Raw genomic sequence first — 19,377 nt, 5'->3', positions numbered from 1 at the left:
AGCCCAGCTTGAGGAGCCACCATGTCAAAAAAGTCCACTACCCCGTCGTCATCATTCTTCTTTAACGACCTCCCCACCCCAGCCGCGACTACTAGCCAAAAGGAAAAGAAGCCCTTTCTCAGTCTGGGAAAAATCCATCCCGATACCGCCATCGTCTACTGTGAAGGACAATTTGGCGAGATTGATGGCAAGACCGCGAACGGTCTCGTGCGCCATTCCGAAAAATACGAAATCCTCTCCATCATCGATAGTCAGCGGACCGGTCAGGACGCGGGTGCCGTGTTGGATGATGCCCCGAACGGAATCCCCATCTGCCGCGACCTTGATGAAGCCTTGGCCAAGGCAAATCATACCCCACGCTATTTCATCTACGGAATCGCTCCTGCCAGCGGATTGCTGTCGCCAGTGGAGCGAAAGCTTCTTCTGCGAGCAATCTCGCGAGGAATGAACCTCGTTAACGGACTCCACGAGTTCCTCAACGACGACCCCGAGTTCGCCGCTGCTGCCGCACGGGCAAAGGTCACCATCCGCGATGTGCGACAGCCCCGGGATAAGAAAGATTTACGCGTCTTCAGTGGCCGAATCTCCCAGGTCACCTGCCCCCGCATTGCCGTGCTCGGCACCGACTGCGCCATCGGCAAGCGCACCACCGCTACCATTCTCGCCAGCGAATTAAAGAAGCGTGGAATCAAAGCCGTAATGATCGGCACGGGTCAAACCGGCATTATCCAGGGCGCGCGCTACGGGCTGGCTCTCGATGCCGTCCCCTCCCAATTCTGTGCTGGGGAACTGGAAGCCACCATCGTGGAAGCCTTCGAAAACGAGGCTCCCGATGTCATCCTCATCGAGGGACAAGGCGCCCTCAGCCACCCCGCCTACTCAACTTCCAGCTTCATTCTACGGGGAAGCTGTCCCCACGGAGTCGTGCTCCAACACGCGCCCGCGCGAAAGCACCGCTGCGACTTCGAGACGATGCCCATGCCCACCCCGGCATCGGAAATCAAACTCATCGAGACCTTCTCCGACACCAAAGTCATCGGCCTCACTATCAATCACGAAGACATGAGCGACGCCGAGGTCACCACGGCCATCGAACACTTCGAAAGCGAGCTCGGCATCCCCGCGACCGACGCCCTCACCCGTTCACCAGAACGCTTGGTCGAGATGGTTCTCGCGGCCTTTCCCCAACTAGGGGGTTCCCCATCAACATAGCCCCCTTAGCAGCTCCCCGCCTGGAGATCGACCTAGGCAAGATCCACCACAACGCCGTCACCCTCGTGGACCGGCTTCATCAGCGCGGCATCTCCGTCACCGGCGTCACCAAGTCGACCTTGGGCTTGCCAGAGATCGCACGAACTTGGCTGCGGGCGGGCGTCCGGGGTTTGGGTGACTCGCGCTTGCAAAATATTCAGCGCATGAGGGCTGCCCACGTCTCGAGCACCATGACCTTGCTCCGCTCTCCCATGCCGAGCCAAGCCAACCAAGTGGTCACCCAGACCGAGGTTAGTCTCAATACCGAGCTCGACGTCATCACCAGTCTTTCCAAAGCCGCACAGAAAAACAATTGCGTTCATGGCATTGTTCTGATGGTGGAATTAGGCGACCTCCGCGAAGGCATCATGCCTGAGCTGTTAGAAAAAACCGTCCGCACCGTTCTCAGCCTTCCCAACATCCTCTTCATGGGAATCGGCACCAATCTCGCCTGTCGCAGCGGAGTCTCTCCCGACGCGACAAATATGGGGCAGCTCTCCTCTCTCGCCGACTCGCTGGATGCCACCTTCGGCCCCATCGTCAACACTGTCTCAGGAGGCAATTCCGCCAATCTCATCTGGGCCCTCAGCGGAAACAACACCGGCCGCATCAACAATCTCCGTCTTGGCGAAGCGCTTCTGTTAGGCTGCGAACCTCTACACCGCACCGTCATCAAGGGCCTGCACCCCTCGGCCATCACCCTTTTCGCCGAAATCATCGAGCTGAAGACCAAACCCGCCCAGCCTTGGGGAAAACTTGCCCAAGCGGCCTTCGGGGAAGTTCTCCCTGGCAGCCAGAGAGGCACCATCACCCAAGCCATTCTCGCCATCGGTCGCCAAGACACCGACCCCGACGGCCTGACTCCCCCACCCGGCATCAAGATCCTCGCCGCCAGCAGCGACCACCTCGTCGTCGACGTCAGCAACTACCGCAGCAGTCTGCAAGTCGGCAGCGAAATCCCCTTTCAGCTCGACTACAGCGCCCTCCTCCGCGCCATGACCTCCCCCTTCATTTCGCAGATCCTAAAAAAGCCCGATCCGAATCGCATCGCGAGCAAGGCCGGCGCCTTCGTATCCCCCTTACCATGACGCCCCTTCATCGCATTCAGAATCCCCTTTTCAGCTCTCATTCGAGGGCAATGCCAACATCCCCAATCATCTCGCTTCCTAAATGACCGCTCTTACGAAAAAGCTTCGGGGTCGGCTTGCTCTAGGGGCTAGCCGGAGAGGCAATTCGCCTCCAAAGAAAAAAATGGTGCGCACGAGAGGAGTCGAACCTCCACGCCCATCGACATAAATCTCTCATTATAAGCAACATAAGGAACCAAAAACGTCCTCACACACGCACAACCATCCCCAGTGTTGTAGATTTTGTTGTCACTAAACTCTCAGCACAGTTCGCTTAAGACTAAATAGAGCCAGAATCTTCAATACCCGAAATGATATTCACACCAGCACTCAGCAGCTCCTCCTTCAAGCCTGCACGCTCTTCCTTGTGAATTCCAGCGTCCGTGACAAGGCAATCCACCGAATCGAGATTCGCAAAAGGACTTGCCCCCAAGGAAAAATCCCGTGTGATTTTAGAGGAATCAGCCGTAACGATCTTGAAATCTGCGCAGGCTAGAAAATGACTCTTCACCATGGCCTCCTCTACCCCGTAACAGGTGTAAGCAGCAGTAGACCCAAGGATCAAATTGGTCGCGGCAACAACAGCGACGTCCAATTTTAAGTCCCAAGCATTCATGCACTTTATCGCCAACTCTCCGGTCACAGAATCTGACAAATTCCGAATCTGCCCCCCTACCACGAAAACTTCGAATGGATAACGCAAGCCTCCAAGCACCTCGAAATGGGTCATGCAATTCGTGAAAAATCTTAATCTTGAAAGCGTGGAGCAGGGAATCTTCGCTCTAGAAACCAACCTACAAACAGCCTCATTTGTCGTGCCGGAGTCCGTGCCCAAGACCCTCACGTTTTTGTCCCAGAGCTTACTCAGTTCTTTTTCCACTGAACAGGCACCAATCTCTTCATGCATTAGTTCCTCTCGGGAATAGAAACGCTTTGTATTCGCCCCCTCATTGAGACTACTTTGCTCTGGACCTAAAAGCATTGACGCTACTACCCGAGCAATCTGCGCTTTTTCCTCTTGTTTTTTGTTTTTTCGGACACGCAGAGTCTGAGGAACATGCGCGTTCTCGCGGAAAATCATGCCGTTTTCCGAAACAATATTGAGCCCGTAATCAACAAGATGTTCAACATCAGCCTGTATGGAGTTTACGCCGAGTGACTCTCCAAACTTCTGACGAAGGTCCCCGTGCTTAACAAAGCCTTTTTGATCAATCTCTCTCAAAATATAGGCTCGTCGGTCTTTTGGCTTAGACATATTAAGAGCCGACTACACCAGAGAAAGAAGCAACTCAACAAAAATCCTGAATAAAAACACTCACGAAAAGCGCAAAATCGGGACCGAAATCAACCATTAGTAATTTTTCTGAACAATATTAACAGTTTTGTTCAAAAATAAATTTACAACTCCATTTTCATGATTCAGCTTTTCTCCATGCACACCGGAAAACTAATTGCAGCACTCGGGGTCATTGCTTTCGGCCACGTAGACGCACAGTCGTTCCCCCCCGCTTCTGGAGGGCACTTCTCCTCACCAACCGGACCAGCTCCATCAGTAACGATTGATGTTGATGGAGAACTCCAGACAATCCGGATGGAGAGCTCGTCTTTCGGCGCACCATATTCACTGGCACCACTCAAACCTCTAACATTACCCGAGAACATTGTAATTTCTAATCGCTCACACTCTGGAGCAATCCACCTGACCTGGGAGGCTCAAGAGTTCCCTCGCTTGAACTATGCCATCTACCGCTCTCTTGACGTATTTACAGATGACCCAGAACTCATCGGCCACTCTGACTCGGGGTCCTTTATCGATACCGAGGCTCAAGCCGACACTCTTTACTACTACCGAATTCAACCCGCGAGATCAGACCTAGGTCGATACGGAGGACTCACTGAGCCTCAGCTGGGGTTTTCTACCACGCCACACGATGCAGGGAACCAACAACTGATTCTACACCTCAACACGACGGACACCCCGGTGGTTGATCGCTCAGGTTTTGCGCCAGTGGTTTCAGTCACCCAAAATGGCGCAACCTCCCTGAACGTTGTCGAAGTGGCTCAATACGAAGAGCTGAACATCTCGACCGATGAATTCACCATTCATTTAGAGCTCGCCTTAAACGAGCTTGGTGAGGCCCTTCCAGTTCTCGAGCAAAGCGGCATGAAGCTAACTCTGCAAGGTTCGGGATCGGGAACCTCGCTCCTAGGTTACTTTGGAGAAAGCCAGACCTCAGAGTTTGAGATTGGATTGGCTGGTCAACAAACACAATCCATCTTTCTCATCGCTGAAAGCGGCCAAGTTCAAGTTTTCCTCAATGACTCAGCAGTAGCCTCCGCATCATTCGCCCAAAATCTCCTACTCCCCTCAACAGAGCCACTTCAGCTCTATTTTGGAGCCTCTCTCCAGACAAAACCTAAGACTTTAGAGATTTACAGGAGACCTCTTCATGAAAACGAAAGGCAGATCATCGCCTCAAATTCATCTGCTGTCTTGTTCCTTAGTCCCTCGACTATTTCCGAAAATGCTGAACCAACGATTGTGGGCGCACTCACTCTTTCTAGTAGTCCGAACGCGACCTTTCAACTTTTAGGGGATCCATCCTACTCCTTCGAAATCGTTGGCAACCAAGTCAGAACGACCCAACCAATCGACTACGAACACTTCCCGCTAGTTACTCTCACCGTCCAGGCCACTCCCAATTCAGCTTCTCCGGTGGTTCTGCAAACAATTGTCCAAGTCTTAGACCAGCAGGACAGTTCACCTACCGCCCTTGAAGAAAGACTGGTTTTTGGAACGAATCCAAACGAGCTGGACTCTGACAACGATGGCTACTCTGACCTCAATGAGATTTTTTACCTTGGAAGCGACCCCACTCAACCAAACAACCCCTTTGAAGTAAACCTCATAAGAAACGATGATGGAGTCTTCCTTGAATTTGAATCACGTTTAAGTGGCCTGACGTTTTTCAACATCAGAGGTAATGCGAGTCTCTCCGCACCGTGGTTTAGCATTCCAGTAGGTCACGATTTATCTGCGCTCTCCTACAACGGTGCTACGTTTAAAGAGGAAGCTTTCTCCATTTCTAACTTTTCTCCATATTTTGAGAGTCGAAACCAACCACAAGTCTTTCGTTCCGAAAATCTGCAACATCTCGAAGAAGACGGAAAGCTCTTCGCATACGTGGATGTCAATTGGTATGACTTTTCCGAAATCCCGCAGATTCTAAATTGGGACTCAGACGGGGACGGACTCTCAAACGCCGCAGAAAGCTTCCTCAACCTGTCGACCACCCTTAGCGACACTGACGGTGACGGCCTCACCGATTTAGATGAAATCATTGCGGGAACTAACCCGCACGATCCTGCAGACGGATACATCCCCTTCCCCCAGCAAGAGCTTGACCCTGTCGCCAACCGGGAACTGGGATTCCCTATACCCAATCAAAGTAGCTCTTCTCAACTGACTCTAGTTCTCCCTACCGGACAGATTATCTCTGTCGATCAAACCTTACAACCACGCCAATAATTCATGAAGATCGCACAAAGCATTCTACTAGCCACCATCCTCTGTCTCTCAGGCATTTTCATTGTTTTGCTTTTCACAAAACAACCCAACGACGACGCCATCTCAGAAGACAATAAGCAGTTAGCTGAGACTATCTCACCAACCGCACGAGGAGCAGAAAACCTCTCAGTAATTTCCGGCATGCTTCCACAGCTCGATTCTGAAACCCAAATCACTTCCGATATTGACCTCACGGAACACCAGAGCGTGATCGCTGAGCGTTCCCCAGCAAACGTTGTTCCCCTAGCTGCCACGTCGCAAGAAACGACACCCTCTAACAACCAAGTAGAGCCCCCGAAATCAATCGTCCGCTCATTTTCTTCTCTCGAAGAAAACCCCTCTGCAACTCCAGGAACCCGAGAACACCAACAACTCGTTAACGAAATGATTCGCAAGCGAGTTCAGCGGCTCAAGCAATAATTTCACTCGGAAACAACAATGCAAAATATTCTAAAAAATACTTTCCTTAAGGTAGCAGTAGTCGCTCAAGCCTTGCTTCCCCTCAGCGCTCAAGTTGCTGAGGTCGGAACCCTTCCCGGTGACTTCATGGTCGATAATACCGGAAGAGCCAATTTTTCTATTCCTCTCGCTCTTCCCTCGGGAACAGCAGGCATGGAACCTTCCCTCTCATTCGACTACTCCAGCCAAACAAGTAACGGCTATTTGGGAGTAGGCTGGAAACTTGGAGGCATCCAATCCATCACTCGTTCGTCTTCCACTTGGATTCACGACGACGAACAAATCGACAGCGTAGATTTTGATGAACTTGACCGCTTCATGCTAAATGGCGAAAGGCTCAATCTGGTCAACGCTAGCTCAAGCTACGGAGCCGACCAATCTGAATACCGCACCGAAGTTGAAAGCTTCACAAAAGTCATTGCCTTTGGAAGTGCGGGAAACGGCCCAGTATCTTTCAAGGCATGGACCAAGTCTGGACTCATTCTCACTTTTGGAGGAACTGAGGACTCAAAGATTGAAGCCAGTAATCGCTCTGATGGCAGCATCCTCGAATGGGCTCTCTCCAGAATCGAAGACACAAGCGGCAACTATATAGACTTCAGCTTTAACGAAACTGATGCCGAAGAAGGCACGAGCGAATACTACCTTGTCAGAATCTCTTACACTGGAAATGAGAACGCTGGTCTCGCGCCCTATCATTCAGTCGAGTTTCAATACGAATCACGACCAGACACCAGAAGCAGCTATGGCGGCGGCTCAGGAGTATCCCTAACCAAACGCTTAAAGCGCGCAGTCATTTCAGCTGAGTCAAACCCTCTCAGTTTCTACGAACTCAACTACGTGCAAAGTCCGGCGACCGGACAGAGTGTCATCGACTCAATCCAACTATTTTCAGGGTCACCAAGCAGCCGGAAGAACTCCTACCTAAACCCCACCCTGTTCGAGTGGCAAAGCTCGCCCAACATCAGTCCTGGCTGGGTCCAAACCTCCACGCTTGATTTTCAAAACGACCTCCGGAGTTCTGACTTCAAAGACCAAGGGATGCGCATTGCAGACTTCGACTCCGACGGACTCCCCGATTTTTTAGCTGGCCTCTCAGGCAGTCGTGAAGCGATCAAGAATACAGGGGCTGATTTTTCATCGCTCACAGGTTCAGACTACACCCCCACCTTCGACTTCACTGACAGCTCCGAGCGGGACCTAGGTTACCGGACTGTTGACGTCGATGGCGACCAAATGGTCGATGTTTTGTTCAGTCGAAATGGCAGTAAAGCGGCCTTCCGAAACAACGGCACCGGATTCGAAACAGCACCTTCCACTTGGCTCCTTGCCGACGAAATCGTCGATAGTAACTACATTCCCTACGGACGCTTCGTCGAGCTAAACGGAGATGGACTTCCAGACTTCGTCAATCTTCAACAACGCAGAGCTTACATCAACCTCCATGGCGAAAATCAAGGTTCCGCCAATGTTTGGGACTTGGCCACAAATTACGCCATCCCATCCGACATTCCCAATAGCTCAAGTCAACTCGGAGCAATCCGCCTTATCGATCTGAATGGTGATGGTCTCAGCGACATTCTCTATTCTTACCAAAGCGGAACAACGCTAACCAGCATCTCCTACCTCAATTCAGGAGGTGGATGGGTATCAGCCCCAAGTTACAACCTGGCTCAAGCGCTGTCTGACTCCAGCAATGGTGAACAAGGAATTCGCTTCTGCGATCTCAATGGCGATTCTCTCCCCGATTACATCTTCCACCACGAGACTTCCGGTTCACAAACCCAAAAAGGAGCTTACCTCAACAGTGGAACAGGCTGGATTTCTGCAGCTACCTTCATTCCCCCTCTGCTTGTCAGCTCCAACTCCACCGATAACCGGAATGATCACGGAAGCTATTTTGGAGACCTCAATGGTGACGGTCTGGATGACTTCATTCTTTCCAACGAAGGCATTGATGGAGGTTCAGCTCAAAGCGCCACCTACCTGAATACCGGCAAAGGTTGGTCAACCGAATCAGCAAACGACTACGAGCTTCCACATCCACTCGTGAACAGCGAGCAAAAGAGCTATGGTGCCACCTTCCTCGATGCCGACGGAGATGGTGATATTGACTTTCTTTACGCCCACGATGGGACACGCGAACTCTTCCTGAATACCGTTAAGCGCGACGTCATGGTCTCAGCTCAAAACGGCTTCGGGGAAGAAACATCAGTAGACTACACAACAATCGCCGGCAGTAACAACCTCGTATATACCAAAGGCAACGGCGCTCAATTTCCTATCGTCGATCTTCAGACCCCTCTTTTTGTCGCAAGCTCAATCACCAAGGAAGACGGAGTCGGAGGTCTCTACCGTTCCGTTTTCTCCTACATCGGTGCTCGCTCCCATTCACAAGGCCGTGGCTTCCTAGGCTTCCAAACTTTTGAAAGCTTGGATGAGAGGAGGGGCATTTCCACAATCGAGACCCTTTCCCAAGTCTTTCCTCACATTGGCATGGTGAGTCAGTCAGAGGAATACATTGACCTCTCTCCCAGCCAAGATGGAAGCGACCTCCAACTTCTCTCTCAATCTTCGAACACTCTCAGAAAGGTTCAAATCGTCCACGACGATACCGTCAATCCTTCCCTCTCGACGTATTGGCCGGTCGTTTCCTCTTCCACTGAGCATTCCATCGTCTTCGTTGATCCAAATATCGAAGCAGAGGCTCAACCCTCGGCCAGTCAAGTGCTTGAAAAGCCTGACTCCACCACCACCACATACTTTCAAGGTCTCACTTCGAACTATCCCACGGACCCAACCTCTGAACTTGCCGCTTCCGGAAGTAGCTTCTTCGGCAACATCTCACGCATCGATATCGACTATGGCGATGGAATCCACAGCGACACCACTCTCAATCTCTACTCCCCCGCCAACACCTCCTCTTGGATTCTCGGGCGTCTTATCCAATCCAGACGACTGGCTTTTAAGGGGTCAGAAGTCAGGCAACGCGTTTCTGCCTTCGGCTACGACCCTGTCACTGGGTTACAGACCAGCGAAACAATCGAGCCGTCGACTATTCTCGATGATGGCTTTGTTGCTTCAATTACAAGTGATTTCACCGCTAAGACCCTCCAAACACGGTATCAACGCGACGGCTTCGGAAACATTGAGCGCACCTACCTCAGTGGAACCGCGTTGCCGGAGTATCTAGCCTCACGCAACTACTTCGACCCAAAAGGCCGCTTCGCTACCAAAACCGAAAATGCCCTCGGCCACCCTGCATACACCTCTTTCCATCCCAGCTTCGGAGAAATTACTCGAGCGGAAGACGCCAACGGACTTCAGACTATCTTCCACTACACCCCTTTTGGCCTCCTCCTTCGTAGCGACCGACCTGACAAGACAAGCACCTCCATTTCCCGCGAGTGGTGCTCCGAGAGTGAGCCTGGCACATACAAAATCCGAACCGAGACCACTGGTCAGCCATTTCAAATTGAATACTACGATCACCTCCAACGGAAAGTCCTCACCGCTGTCGAGGGTCCCGACGGTAGGATTATTCAAAACTACAACCGCTATAACGCGAAGGGCGAAGTAAAAGCCGTCTCCGAGCCTCACTTTGAAGGCAGCTTTAACACCTACGAGACTCAATCATTCCAGGACGCATTAGGCAGGACCTATAAAACCCAAGCTCCAGACGGCACCCTTGTCTACCAACTCGATGCAGGCCTTCGCCAAATCGAACTGCGCAAATACAATCACCTCAACGAGATCACCCGCACCCTGAGCAAAACAACAGTTCTCAATGCCAAGGGTCAAGCCTCGGAGGTTATTGATACCGAGGGCAACGCTATCACTTTTGGCTACACCGCCATTGGAGATCTTGCTTCCAAACAAGCACGTGACAGCTCGGGCGAGCTTCAACCCCTTCAAAACAATCTCTACGACGACCGCGGCTTCCTTCGCGAGACCCGGGACGCCGACATGGGATTTCGGCAATATCAATACTCTGCCGAAGGAGACCTGAAGCAGGAAACCGATGCCAAGAATCAAGTCACTCGCTACGACTATGATATTCTCAGACGCCCCACCGATACATTCTTTGACGGCTCAACTAGCGACCCGAATGACGATGAAAGTCACCATTGGCGCTACGACTCCACCGCCAACTACAACAATGCAGGGCGCGGCCTCATTGGAGCGAAATCCTTCGAGTTCGTCCAAGACTCGAATGGCCAAACCACCTTCATCCAAGCCTACGCCTTCGACCAATTTGCCCGTCCAATCTTCGAGATACATCAAGTCGATGGCAAAGAGTTTCTCACTCAACGCACCTTCGATGCTCAAAGCCGGCTCGAGACCCAGCAATTCAGTTGGCGCATCCGGGCCTTCGAACAAAGCAAGTCTGACCGCCGCTGGGAGAAATATGGTTTCAAGAATATCCGCACGGACAGTGGTTACATCACCGAGGTCACCAATCTGGGAGGCGTCAGCTGGTGGAAAGCTGACCCTTCGGATATCAATCCACAAGGACAGTTCAAAGAATTCAAGCTCGGGAATGGAGTCGAAACTTTTCAGACCTTCGATGACCAAAATCATTTTTTACAATCCATTCAGTCTGTCTTTTTTGATGACATAAACGGAGGCGTCAAACGCGTGCAGGACTGGTCCTTCAGCTTTGACGGTCACGGCAATCTCAAGTTTCGCACTGACTCACGAAACACCAACAATCCCCTACGCGAGTCCTTTGACTATGACCTCCTTGAACGATTGACTCACATCGGTAGCCCTCTCACCGGAGGTCAACTAGAGGAGGTCGCAAGCTACGATCCCTATGGTCGCATCAAGACTAAAAACGATGTCACCCGCAATCCAGGCAGCGAATATATTTACGACGAAGAACATTTCCATGCTGTCGAATCAGCTGGTGACCTGAGGCTAGATTACGATGCCAACGGCTGCATGACCCAACGCACCGATACCCGGACTGGACGAACCAATTTTACTTGGAACGGATACTCCAAACCCCGCAGTATCCTCAAAGGCAACACCGGCTCACTCTTCACCTACGGCCCGTCACGTCAAAGGGTCACACATACCTTGCGAAAAGGCGGTGTAGATTCCACCAAGAAGGTCTATATCGGAGGCCTTTTTGAGCAGGAGCAGGAAAGCGTTAATGGCGCATGGCAGACCAAGACCACTCGAGTCTACATCCCAACCCCAACTGGAGTCGTAGGCGTCTATCATCGCAAGGCAGATGATTCGACTCCGACTTACCCGAATGCTCAGCCCTATGCACCTGACGGCTATCGTTACTATTTCCACCGAGATCATCTCGGCTCCGTAGATGCCATCACCCGAGAAGACATCTCCATTGCTGAGGACTTCGTTGAAGTTCTTAGTTACAATGCGTGGGGTCAGCGACGTGATGCCCAAACTTGGCAAATTCTAACTCCAGACCATCAACCCGGACGCCCCACAGATCAGGGCTTCACTGGCCACGAAATGCTGGATGATCTCGCCCTCGTTCACATGAATGGTCGCATCTACGATCCATATTTGGGTCGCATGCTGTCTGCCGACCCTAACATTCCTGACCCAACAAATCTCCAGAGCCATGATCGCTACAGCTACGTTCTTAACAACCCCGTCAGCTACACCGACCCATCAGGATACTTCTTCAGAAAAATTTTCAAAGCTGCCTCAAGCTTCTTTCAAAAATTTCGTTCTACCATTATCAGTGTTGCCCTCAATGCGATACCAGGAATAGGACAATACCTGGCAATCGCTTACAACACCTACGAGGGCTTTCGTAAAGGAGGGATACGAGGAGGACTAATAGGCTTCGCTTCATCATTAATTGGCAGCGCCTCGAAACTCTCTTCTAATTTGTGGAATAGTTTAAACATTAGTCCAGGCTTAGGGGGAGCACTAGCAAATGGAGTTTTCACCATCGCAAGCGGAGGGAATGCTCTGACATCAATACTACAAGGGGCCACAAGTTCACTTTTAGGCAACGCAAGTCAAAGCATTAAATTTCTAAGTAACAACTGGATCGGTCGAATTATAAAATCAGCTATTATCGGGGGTACTTCCTCAGTTATCGGGGGGCAGAAATTCGCAAACGGGGCTCAATCCTCTGCATTTCTGCAAATATTCCAACATTCAAGAACTTCATCCAACACAGAATCTGAAGGCTACACTATAAATAATAGCGACAATAGAAGAGATAGCATTCCGAGCGGAGTCACAAAAATATTTAGACGGCTTTTAGGATTTGACTCAAGTATTGACATTGGCGACGTGCAGTTCGATATAATAGGAGGAACAGAAAAACAACGCTCAGATACAATCACATCAATTGGGCACATTTTCAGTACACCGAGAGGCCAACAAATGCTATCGACACTGCAAAGAAGAAATGGATTTTTAGGACTATTCCCGCAAAGCTTTAACGTAGACTTAAGAGTTTCCAACAACGCTTTCACTTTCACTCATCATGACACGATATACGTTGACCCAGCATTAAGCACAAACATTCTCACCACCCAAGGCTGGATGCCAGCCTCGACCACCCGAATAATTGCGCACGAGTTAGGCCACGCAATCATGGGGGATCGAGATAACGGACCATTAAATTTGCACAACACTATACGCAACGAGAACCCGATTATGAACTCATTAGGACAACCCTCTCGCATAAGGTATTGAACATGAAAAATCTCATCTTTGTGATACTTACCTCACTGTTATCGATTTCCGCCTGCTCCAAACAGAAAACACAAATGTATCAGACAGTATTCTACGTCCCGATGAATGCCGAAACCTTTACTCCCATCACCGAGAATAACATCGAAGAAAAAGGAACAAAGAAAAAATCACGGTCAAAAAAACATAATTTCCACAATTTTATACACCAACTTCATTTGCGTGGAGTTCCCGGAAAAATCGATAGCGACAAAATTCGGGTGAAATACATTTTTAAAGATAAATTTGTATTAATCGACTCTTCAGGAGTCATACTAATAGACGGAGTCGAAAAAAGAACAGACAAACATGGAATCAAATCTATCGAGAAATTTATATTACATTTTTTCCGATGAACCACCTCGGCACTTCTCACCCGCAAGCAAACAGGTCACATGAAATGAACCATCGCCACTGAGAGGCAATCAAAACACCTAACTTCCCATGAGAAAATCATTTTCAATCATTTTCCTTCCACTTCTCTTCAATTTATACGCTCTTGATTTTGCCACCGCCGAGTTATTCTGCTACAGTAGCAAGCTAACTAAAAAAGACGGAACAGCTTTCCAAAATGGCCAATATCAATTGAGCTTCCATATCTGGGACAACCAAAATGCAGGAGGATTCCTCTGGGGAAGAAGTCTTCCAGTCCAACTCGTCGATGGAAACTTCAACACCCTGTTAGGAGACAATACCGGAGCGACCATTCCGTCCGCTCGATTCAATCAAATCGCTGACGCATTTTCTCTCCCCGAAACTTTTATCGAAGTCACCATCGAGACCCTTCCTGACGGTTCTACGTCGGCCTCAGGCACGGCAACCTTCCCTCGTCAACGCATTGCCTCCGGCGCCTATTCCTTTAGAGCCAAGAAAGCGGACAATGGAGTCCCAGTAGGCACCGTCGTCGCGTTTGCAGGAGTCAACGTCCCCGAAGGCTGGATGCTCTGTGACGGCACCGCCTTAGACCGGACCGAACATCCCGAACTCTTCGCCGCCATCGCCACCGCCCACGGGGCCCCTTCCGAATCAACCTTCAACCTCCCCGACTACAGAGGCCGCTTCCTCCGCGGCGTCGACGGCCCCGACGGCCCCGACGGCACCAACTCCGACCGCGACCCCGACTCGACAACTCGAACCGCCATGGCTTCCGGAGGAAGCGCAGGAAACGCCCCTGGCAGCGTTCAAGCTGACGACTTCAAAGCTCACCGACATCTCACAACCAGACACGATAACGCCAATACTGTAGACTTGGATTCACCAGACGAGACCATCGCTCGCCAAAGATATCAGGGCCAACCCGGCCTTCACAACGCAAACTTCGAGTATGATTTGGGCGGTCATACCGAAGAACCGAATGTAGGACGCACCAGTCAATCTGGAGGAGCAGAAACCCGACCCGCCAACGCTTACGTGAATTACATCATCAAATACTGAAAAAAAATTATCCGAACCATGCATGCACTCTCCATTACTTCTCTCTTTCTTCTATTCTTCACCTTACCCTCATTCAATTTAAAAGCCTCCGAGGTTTTCAACTACAGCGGAAAACTAAGGAACGAAAGCAGCGTGGCTTTCGAGAGCGGACAATATGAACTAGGCTTCCGGATCTGGGATAGCCAATCAGACGGACAACTGCTTTGGGGAAGGACTCTTCCCGTTCAAGTGCTTGACGGCAGCTTCAACGTCTTATTAGGAAACGACTCAGGCAATCCGATTTCTGGAACTCGGTTCAATTACATTGGCGATGCGTTTTCTTTACCGGAAACCTATATTGAAATTTCCATCGTTGCCCTCCCTAACGGAGCGGCACCTAGCTCAACTTCAGCAATCTTCCCACGACAACGCATCGCCTCCACCGCCTATTCTTTTCGCTCAGAAAGCGCTGAAAGCGCAGACAATGGCGTGCCTCCCGGCCTAGTATCCCCCTTTGCTGGGGCAAGCCCCCCAGAAGGCTGGCTGCTCTGCAACGGTCAAGAATTGAATCGCATCGATTACCCGGAACTCTTCGCAACAATAGGAACTGCGCACGGAACCTCTTCGGAAACAACTTTCAATCTCCCCGACTATAGAGGCCTCTTCCTCCGAGGTGTCGACGGCCCTGACGGCACCAACTCCGACCGTGACCCCGACTCCGCCACCCGAATAGCTATAGCACCCGGCGGCAACACCGGCAACACCCTAGGCAGCGTCCAGGATGACTCATTCAAGGCTCACCGTCATTTTATAGCTTCCACACAAGCACCAATTTCAGGAGATGACGGTGATCTTGTTACCCAAGCTGGAACCCTTGTTTGGAGACGCGTGAATTCAAATGGCGGTTTAGGAGGATTCCCTGATCTTGCTTACGAATTTGGCGGAAACGATGAAGAGGCAACAGTTGGAGAAGCAAGTCTTTCAGGGTCAAATGAAACACGGCCCAAAAATGCCTATGTTAATTACATCATCAAATACTAATTCATTTTTCTAACTCAATGAAATTCATCTTCAAAAAATTTACGACAATCTTTCTTATCGGTTTACTCTCGATATCGGCTTCCGCCTCCGAACTCTTCAACTACAGCGGTAAACTCACTGAAGAAAATGGCAACTCCCTACAAGACGGACAATACCAGCTCACATTTCGCATCTGGGACAACCAAACTGGAGGAGAACTCTTGTGGGGACGAACTCTTCCCGTTCAACTTGTCAATGACGACTTCAACGTCCTACTAGGGAACGATACCGGACAAGCCATCCCGTCAACCCGCTTCAACCGAATCGGAGATGCTTTTTCCCTCTCTGAAACCTTCGTTGAAGTATCGATTGTATCTCTCCCGGACGGAACACCATCTGCAGCAACCTTTCCTCGCCAACAGATTGCATCAGCAGCCTATGCCTTCAATTCGCAGAGAGCTAGGACTGCTGATAACGGAACACCCTCGGGAGGAATTATCGCTTTCGGCGGACAAGTAGCCCCTGAAGGTTGGCTGCTTTGCCATGGTCAAGAACTGAACCGAAACGACTATCCCAAACTCTTCGCCGCAATTGGAACCGCACACGGAACCTCCTCCGAAACCACCTTCAACCTACCTGACTATAGAGGCAGCTTCTTGCGCGGCGTCGATGGTCCAGACGGCACCCCATCCGACCGCGACCCAGACTCATCCAGTCGAACTGCGATGTCACCTGGTGGAACTGAGGGCCTAAACGTAGGAAGCGTTCAAAACGATGCATTCCAAGGACACTTTCACAGAGTTGCACTTGGCTCAAGTCGAGGCGGAACCAAGGGAGGGTCATCTCTTGATGACTCAAACAATATGGATGTGATCGACAGCAACGGTGAACAAGTCTTCAAGACTTGGCATACAGCAACGGAAGTTGAAACCGATTTCACAAATGGTGAGCCTCGAACTTCATCTGAAACTCGCCCCTCAAACGCCTATGTAAACTACATTATCAAATTCTAAATATGAAACAACAACACACAATCTCCCTATTTTTCACAGTCCTCCTTTCTGGAATTTCAGACCTTTGCTCAAGCACTCCTGAAATTTTCAACTACAGTGGCCGTCTCACACAAAACGACGGTAAACCAATGGCTGACGGAATCTATAAAATCGGCTTTCAATTTTGGGACAACGAGACGGGAGGAGACCTACTCTGGGGTCGGAGCATCGACATCAGTATCACTGATGGTAATTTTCACATCCTCCTGTCCAATGAGGGAGGCGAAACTATTCAAGGAAGTCGATTTAATCGTCTCTCAGACACATTCAACCAATCCTCCACTTTCATCAGTATAACAATCTTAGACCTTCCTGATGGAACTCAACCAAACCCACAAAGCGCGACCTTTCCTCGAGAACAAATTGCTTCCACGGCTTATGCTTTCAGAGCCCTCCACGGGGTTCCAACTGGCACGGTCGTTGCATTTGCAGGAACAACTGCACCGGAAGCTTGGATTCTCTGTGACGGAAGCCCTCTCGATAGCGTGGCAAATCCAGAGCTTTCCAACCTCTTTACGGTAATCGGAACAACTTACGGAGGTGATAGCGCTTCAAACTTCATGGTCCCAGATTTGAGAGGACGTAACATACTTGGTGTCGGCCAAGGAAATACAGCCGAAGGGCAACAAACAGGAAGCTTGAGAACTTTAGCTGAAAAAGGAGGCGCTGAAACTCACACTTTAGCTGAGAATGAGCAAAATTTTAAACAGCTCTATTGGGACGCAGTCTCTGAGCATTCAAAACGAGGCTGGAACGATGCTTTGGTTCCATTGGACGGCTCCTACTCTCCATGGATTCAAATAGCTCGCGCAGGTGCAGGTGACCACGCAAGCCACAGGCTTAAATATAACAGCGGTCCACCAGCGGTCCCCCATCACAACATGTCACCCTTCCTAGCATTGAACTTTATCATTAAACTCTGAGATAGGAACAGGATGCCGTTTCAGAATTTTCGCTTTCAATCATAGAAGCATGTAACCGTCGCAACGTTATCAACAAGTTTCACACTGCTCAAAGCTCGTAAAATTTGAACTAAACCTACCGGCGCCTTCATCCTTCCGGGTTGTCATGGCGTCGATCTTCAAGCGAAAACAATCTCCCGTATTCTATGCGGCCTTCAAAGGGGCCGACGGGAAGCGTGTTTACCGCTCGACAGGGACCAAGGTAAAGCGAGAGGCACAAGCCATCGCAGTGGAATGGGAAAAAGAAGAGGACAAACTTCGCAAGTCCTACTCATCAAAACATCGTGTTGTTGCCGAAATCGTCGCAGAAATCAAACGCCTAGCCAACGAAGGCGAGCTTACTGAAGCTCATGCCCGAAAGGCAGTCTCAGACATCTATCAGCACTACAGTGGCCAAGAGCTAAAAATCTCCTCCATTAAAGAATGGCTCTGGGAGTGGAGCAAAACGCATAGTCCTACCGAGTCTTTTGCAGCAACCGAAAGCAGAAATCGCAGTATTCGCCACGTTCTCGAAGCTCTTGGTAAGAAAGCTGATAAGCGCCTCGACCTCATCACCACCGAAGACCTAGAAGAAGTCAAAGCTTGGCTTGCCGTCCAAAAGGCAAGAGGAGGGCGCACCGTTAAAAAATCAACTCAAAACCACAAACTCGGCCATCTGCGGGGGGCCTTTCGAGAAGCCTTTGATCGAGGCAAAATCTCGAGAAATGTCGCAGCCCCCATTAAGAACTTTCCTCCAACCGACAGCGAAATCATCGGTGAATTCGATCATGAGGAATTAGTAGCCCTTATCAATGCTGCCGAGGGAGAATGGAAAGCGGGTATCATTCTTGCAGCTCACACAGGTCTAAGACGGGAGAATATTATTCGCCTCAAATGGACCGAAGTTGCTTTATCCGAAAGAAAACTCCACGTCCGCCTCGTCAAACAACGCGACGGGAAAAAACCAAAAGTTGGCAGCATTCCCCTGACCACCGACGCCTTTAACGCTGTTTCCCGCCAAGTTGGAAAGAACGAAACCTACGTTTTCGATGAACTCTCCAAGTTAAAAGGAAGCGATCCGAACAACCGGTTCAACAAAATCATGGCTGAAGCGAAGGTTCCAAAACGAAAGACTCTCCAAGGGGGGATCGAAGTCAAAAGAAGCTTTCATTCTCTTCGGCACACCTTCACCTCTCTCCTTGCCAATCGGGATATCGCGCCGGAAATCCGTCAGGAGCTCACAGGCCATACCAGTAGCGAGATCCATCAAATCTACACACACCTTGGCGATGAAGTTCTCCGCGATGCGATTGGAAAACTTCCCTCATTGAGCAATTCATAGGAAATCAAACAAAGGGCTTTCAATTGAAGGCAGAAATCAACCTGCCTTCTGACACGCTGGCGAAGCGCAGGGGGTAGCAACTGCAAGGGAGGGGGCTCACCCAGCCTGCACAAAATGAAGTGCAGCGAAATGGCGGAAGGTTGGGGATACCCTTGCAGGCGCGTGGGGACCGCGTCCCCCTAGCCGATAGAAAAGTCGACCGAACTTCGTGAACACGATGTTCAAGGCACAACGGGAGGTGGCAGGAAACACGAGAAGGCTGCTGGAGGGCGAAGAATGAGAACGCTGCAGACTGCTGGTGTTTCGCGGACTGGTGGCGGCGGGGCGTTGCGGGGTGTCCCTGCTTGAAGGGGTCGGTTCGCACGAAGTAGACCGTTTTTCAAATGAACTTGCCGTTATTCGGAGTAAGGATTGCAGACTGATTTAAGAACATCAGGTTCCTTGAGGAGCGCTCGGATGGATTGAAAAACCTTCT

12 protein-coding genes and 1 tRNA gene are annotated in these 19,377 nt (G+C 50.5%); 11 read left to right on the top strand and 2 right to left on the bottom strand.

What is annotated here, in order from left to right:
* Window positions 1-21: 21 nt before the first annotated feature.
* Together IE099_RS18330 and IE099_RS18325 are read left to right on the top strand one after the other, a co-directional pair.
* Window positions 22-1,212 carry an N-acetyltransferase DgcN family protein gene (locus IE099_RS18330; RefSeq protein WP_189573364.1) on the top strand — a complete coding sequence of 397 codons (1,191 nt, stop codon included), beginning with the start codon at window positions 22-24 and terminating at the stop codon, window positions 1,210-1,212.
* The gene (locus IE099_RS18325) at window positions 1,203-2,339 is read left to right on the top strand and encodes an alanine/ornithine racemase family PLP-dependent enzyme (protein WP_308428535.1); all 1,137 of its coding nucleotides are present in this window, start codon (window positions 1,203-1,205) and stop codon (window positions 2,337-2,339) included. Before IE099_RS18330 ends, IE099_RS18325 begins: the two co-directional genes overlap by 10 nt.
* A gap of 164 nt (window positions 2,340-2,503) precedes the next feature.
* On the opposite strand, the gene IE099_RS18320 is transcribed toward IE099_RS18325, so the two are convergent.
* Window positions 2,504-2,596 (bottom strand) — tRNA-Tyr (locus IE099_RS18320).
* A gap of 62 nt (window positions 2,597-2,658) precedes the next feature.
* Entirely contained in the window at window positions 2,659-3,633 is a 975-nt protein-coding gene (locus IE099_RS18315; protein WP_189573361.1) for a DeoR/GlpR transcriptional regulator, read from the bottom strand.
* A gap of 159 nt (window positions 3,634-3,792) precedes the next feature.
* On the opposite strand from IE099_RS18315, the gene IE099_RS18310 reads away from it, so the two are divergent.
* From IE099_RS18310 to IE099_RS18270, 9 genes are all read left to right on the top strand, one after another.
* Window positions 3,793-5,907 carry a cadherin repeat domain-containing protein gene (locus tag IE099_RS18310; RefSeq protein ID WP_189573358.1) on the top strand — a complete coding sequence of 705 codons (2,115 nt, stop codon included), beginning with the start codon at window positions 3,793-3,795 and terminating at the stop codon, window positions 5,905-5,907.
* A gap of 3 nt (window positions 5,908-5,910) precedes the next feature.
* Window positions 5,911-6,366 (top strand): hypothetical protein, encoded by a 456-nt coding sequence (locus tag IE099_RS18305; RefSeq protein WP_189573355.1) that lies wholly within the window; start codon window positions 5,911-5,913, stop codon window positions 6,364-6,366.
* An 18-nt stretch (window positions 6,367-6,384) separates the two neighbouring features.
* The gene (locus tag IE099_RS18300; protein WP_189573352.1) at window positions 6,385-13,098 is read left to right on the top strand and encodes an FG-GAP-like repeat-containing protein; all 6,714 of its coding nucleotides are present in this window, start codon (window positions 6,385-6,387) and stop codon (window positions 13,096-13,098) included.
* A gap of 101 nt (window positions 13,099-13,199) precedes the next feature.
* The gene (locus IE099_RS20880) at window positions 13,200-13,490 is read left to right on the top strand and encodes a hypothetical protein (protein WP_189573349.1); all 291 of its coding nucleotides are present in this window, start codon (window positions 13,200-13,202) and stop codon (window positions 13,488-13,490) included.
* A gap of 88 nt (window positions 13,491-13,578) precedes the next feature.
* Complete coding sequence (locus tag IE099_RS18290) at window positions 13,579-14,568, top strand: tail fiber protein (RefSeq protein ID WP_189573346.1); 990 nt, start codon at window positions 13,579-13,581, stop codon at window positions 14,566-14,568.
* An 18-nt stretch (window positions 14,569-14,586) separates the two neighbouring features.
* The gene (locus IE099_RS18285; protein WP_189573343.1) at window positions 14,587-15,588 is read left to right on the top strand and encodes a tail fiber protein; all 1,002 of its coding nucleotides are present in this window, start codon (window positions 14,587-14,589) and stop codon (window positions 15,586-15,588) included.
* Between the two features lie 17 nt (window positions 15,589-15,605).
* Window positions 15,606-16,580: a phage tail protein gene (locus IE099_RS18280; protein ID WP_189573341.1), complete on the top strand. Its 975-nt coding sequence runs from the start codon at window positions 15,606-15,608 to the stop codon at window positions 16,578-16,580.
* A 2-nt stretch (window positions 16,581-16,582) separates the two neighbouring features.
* Window positions 16,583-17,542 (top strand): phage tail protein, encoded by a 960-nt coding sequence (locus IE099_RS18275; RefSeq protein ID WP_189573339.1) that lies wholly within the window; start codon window positions 16,583-16,585, stop codon window positions 17,540-17,542.
* 145 nt (window positions 17,543-17,687) lie between these two features.
* Entirely contained in the window at window positions 17,688-18,902 is a 1,215-nt protein-coding gene (locus IE099_RS18270; protein ID WP_189573337.1) for a tyrosine-type recombinase/integrase, read from the top strand.
* Window positions 18,903-19,377: the final 475 nt, after the last annotated feature.

It is taken from the genome of Roseibacillus persicicus (assembly GCF_014651675.1).
Taxonomy (GTDB): domain Bacteria; phylum Verrucomicrobiota; class Verrucomicrobiia; order Verrucomicrobiales; family Akkermansiaceae; genus Roseibacillus; species Roseibacillus persicicus.
Note: the sequence above shows the minus strand (reverse complement) of the source record. Positions and strands in the feature narration are given on the sequence as shown.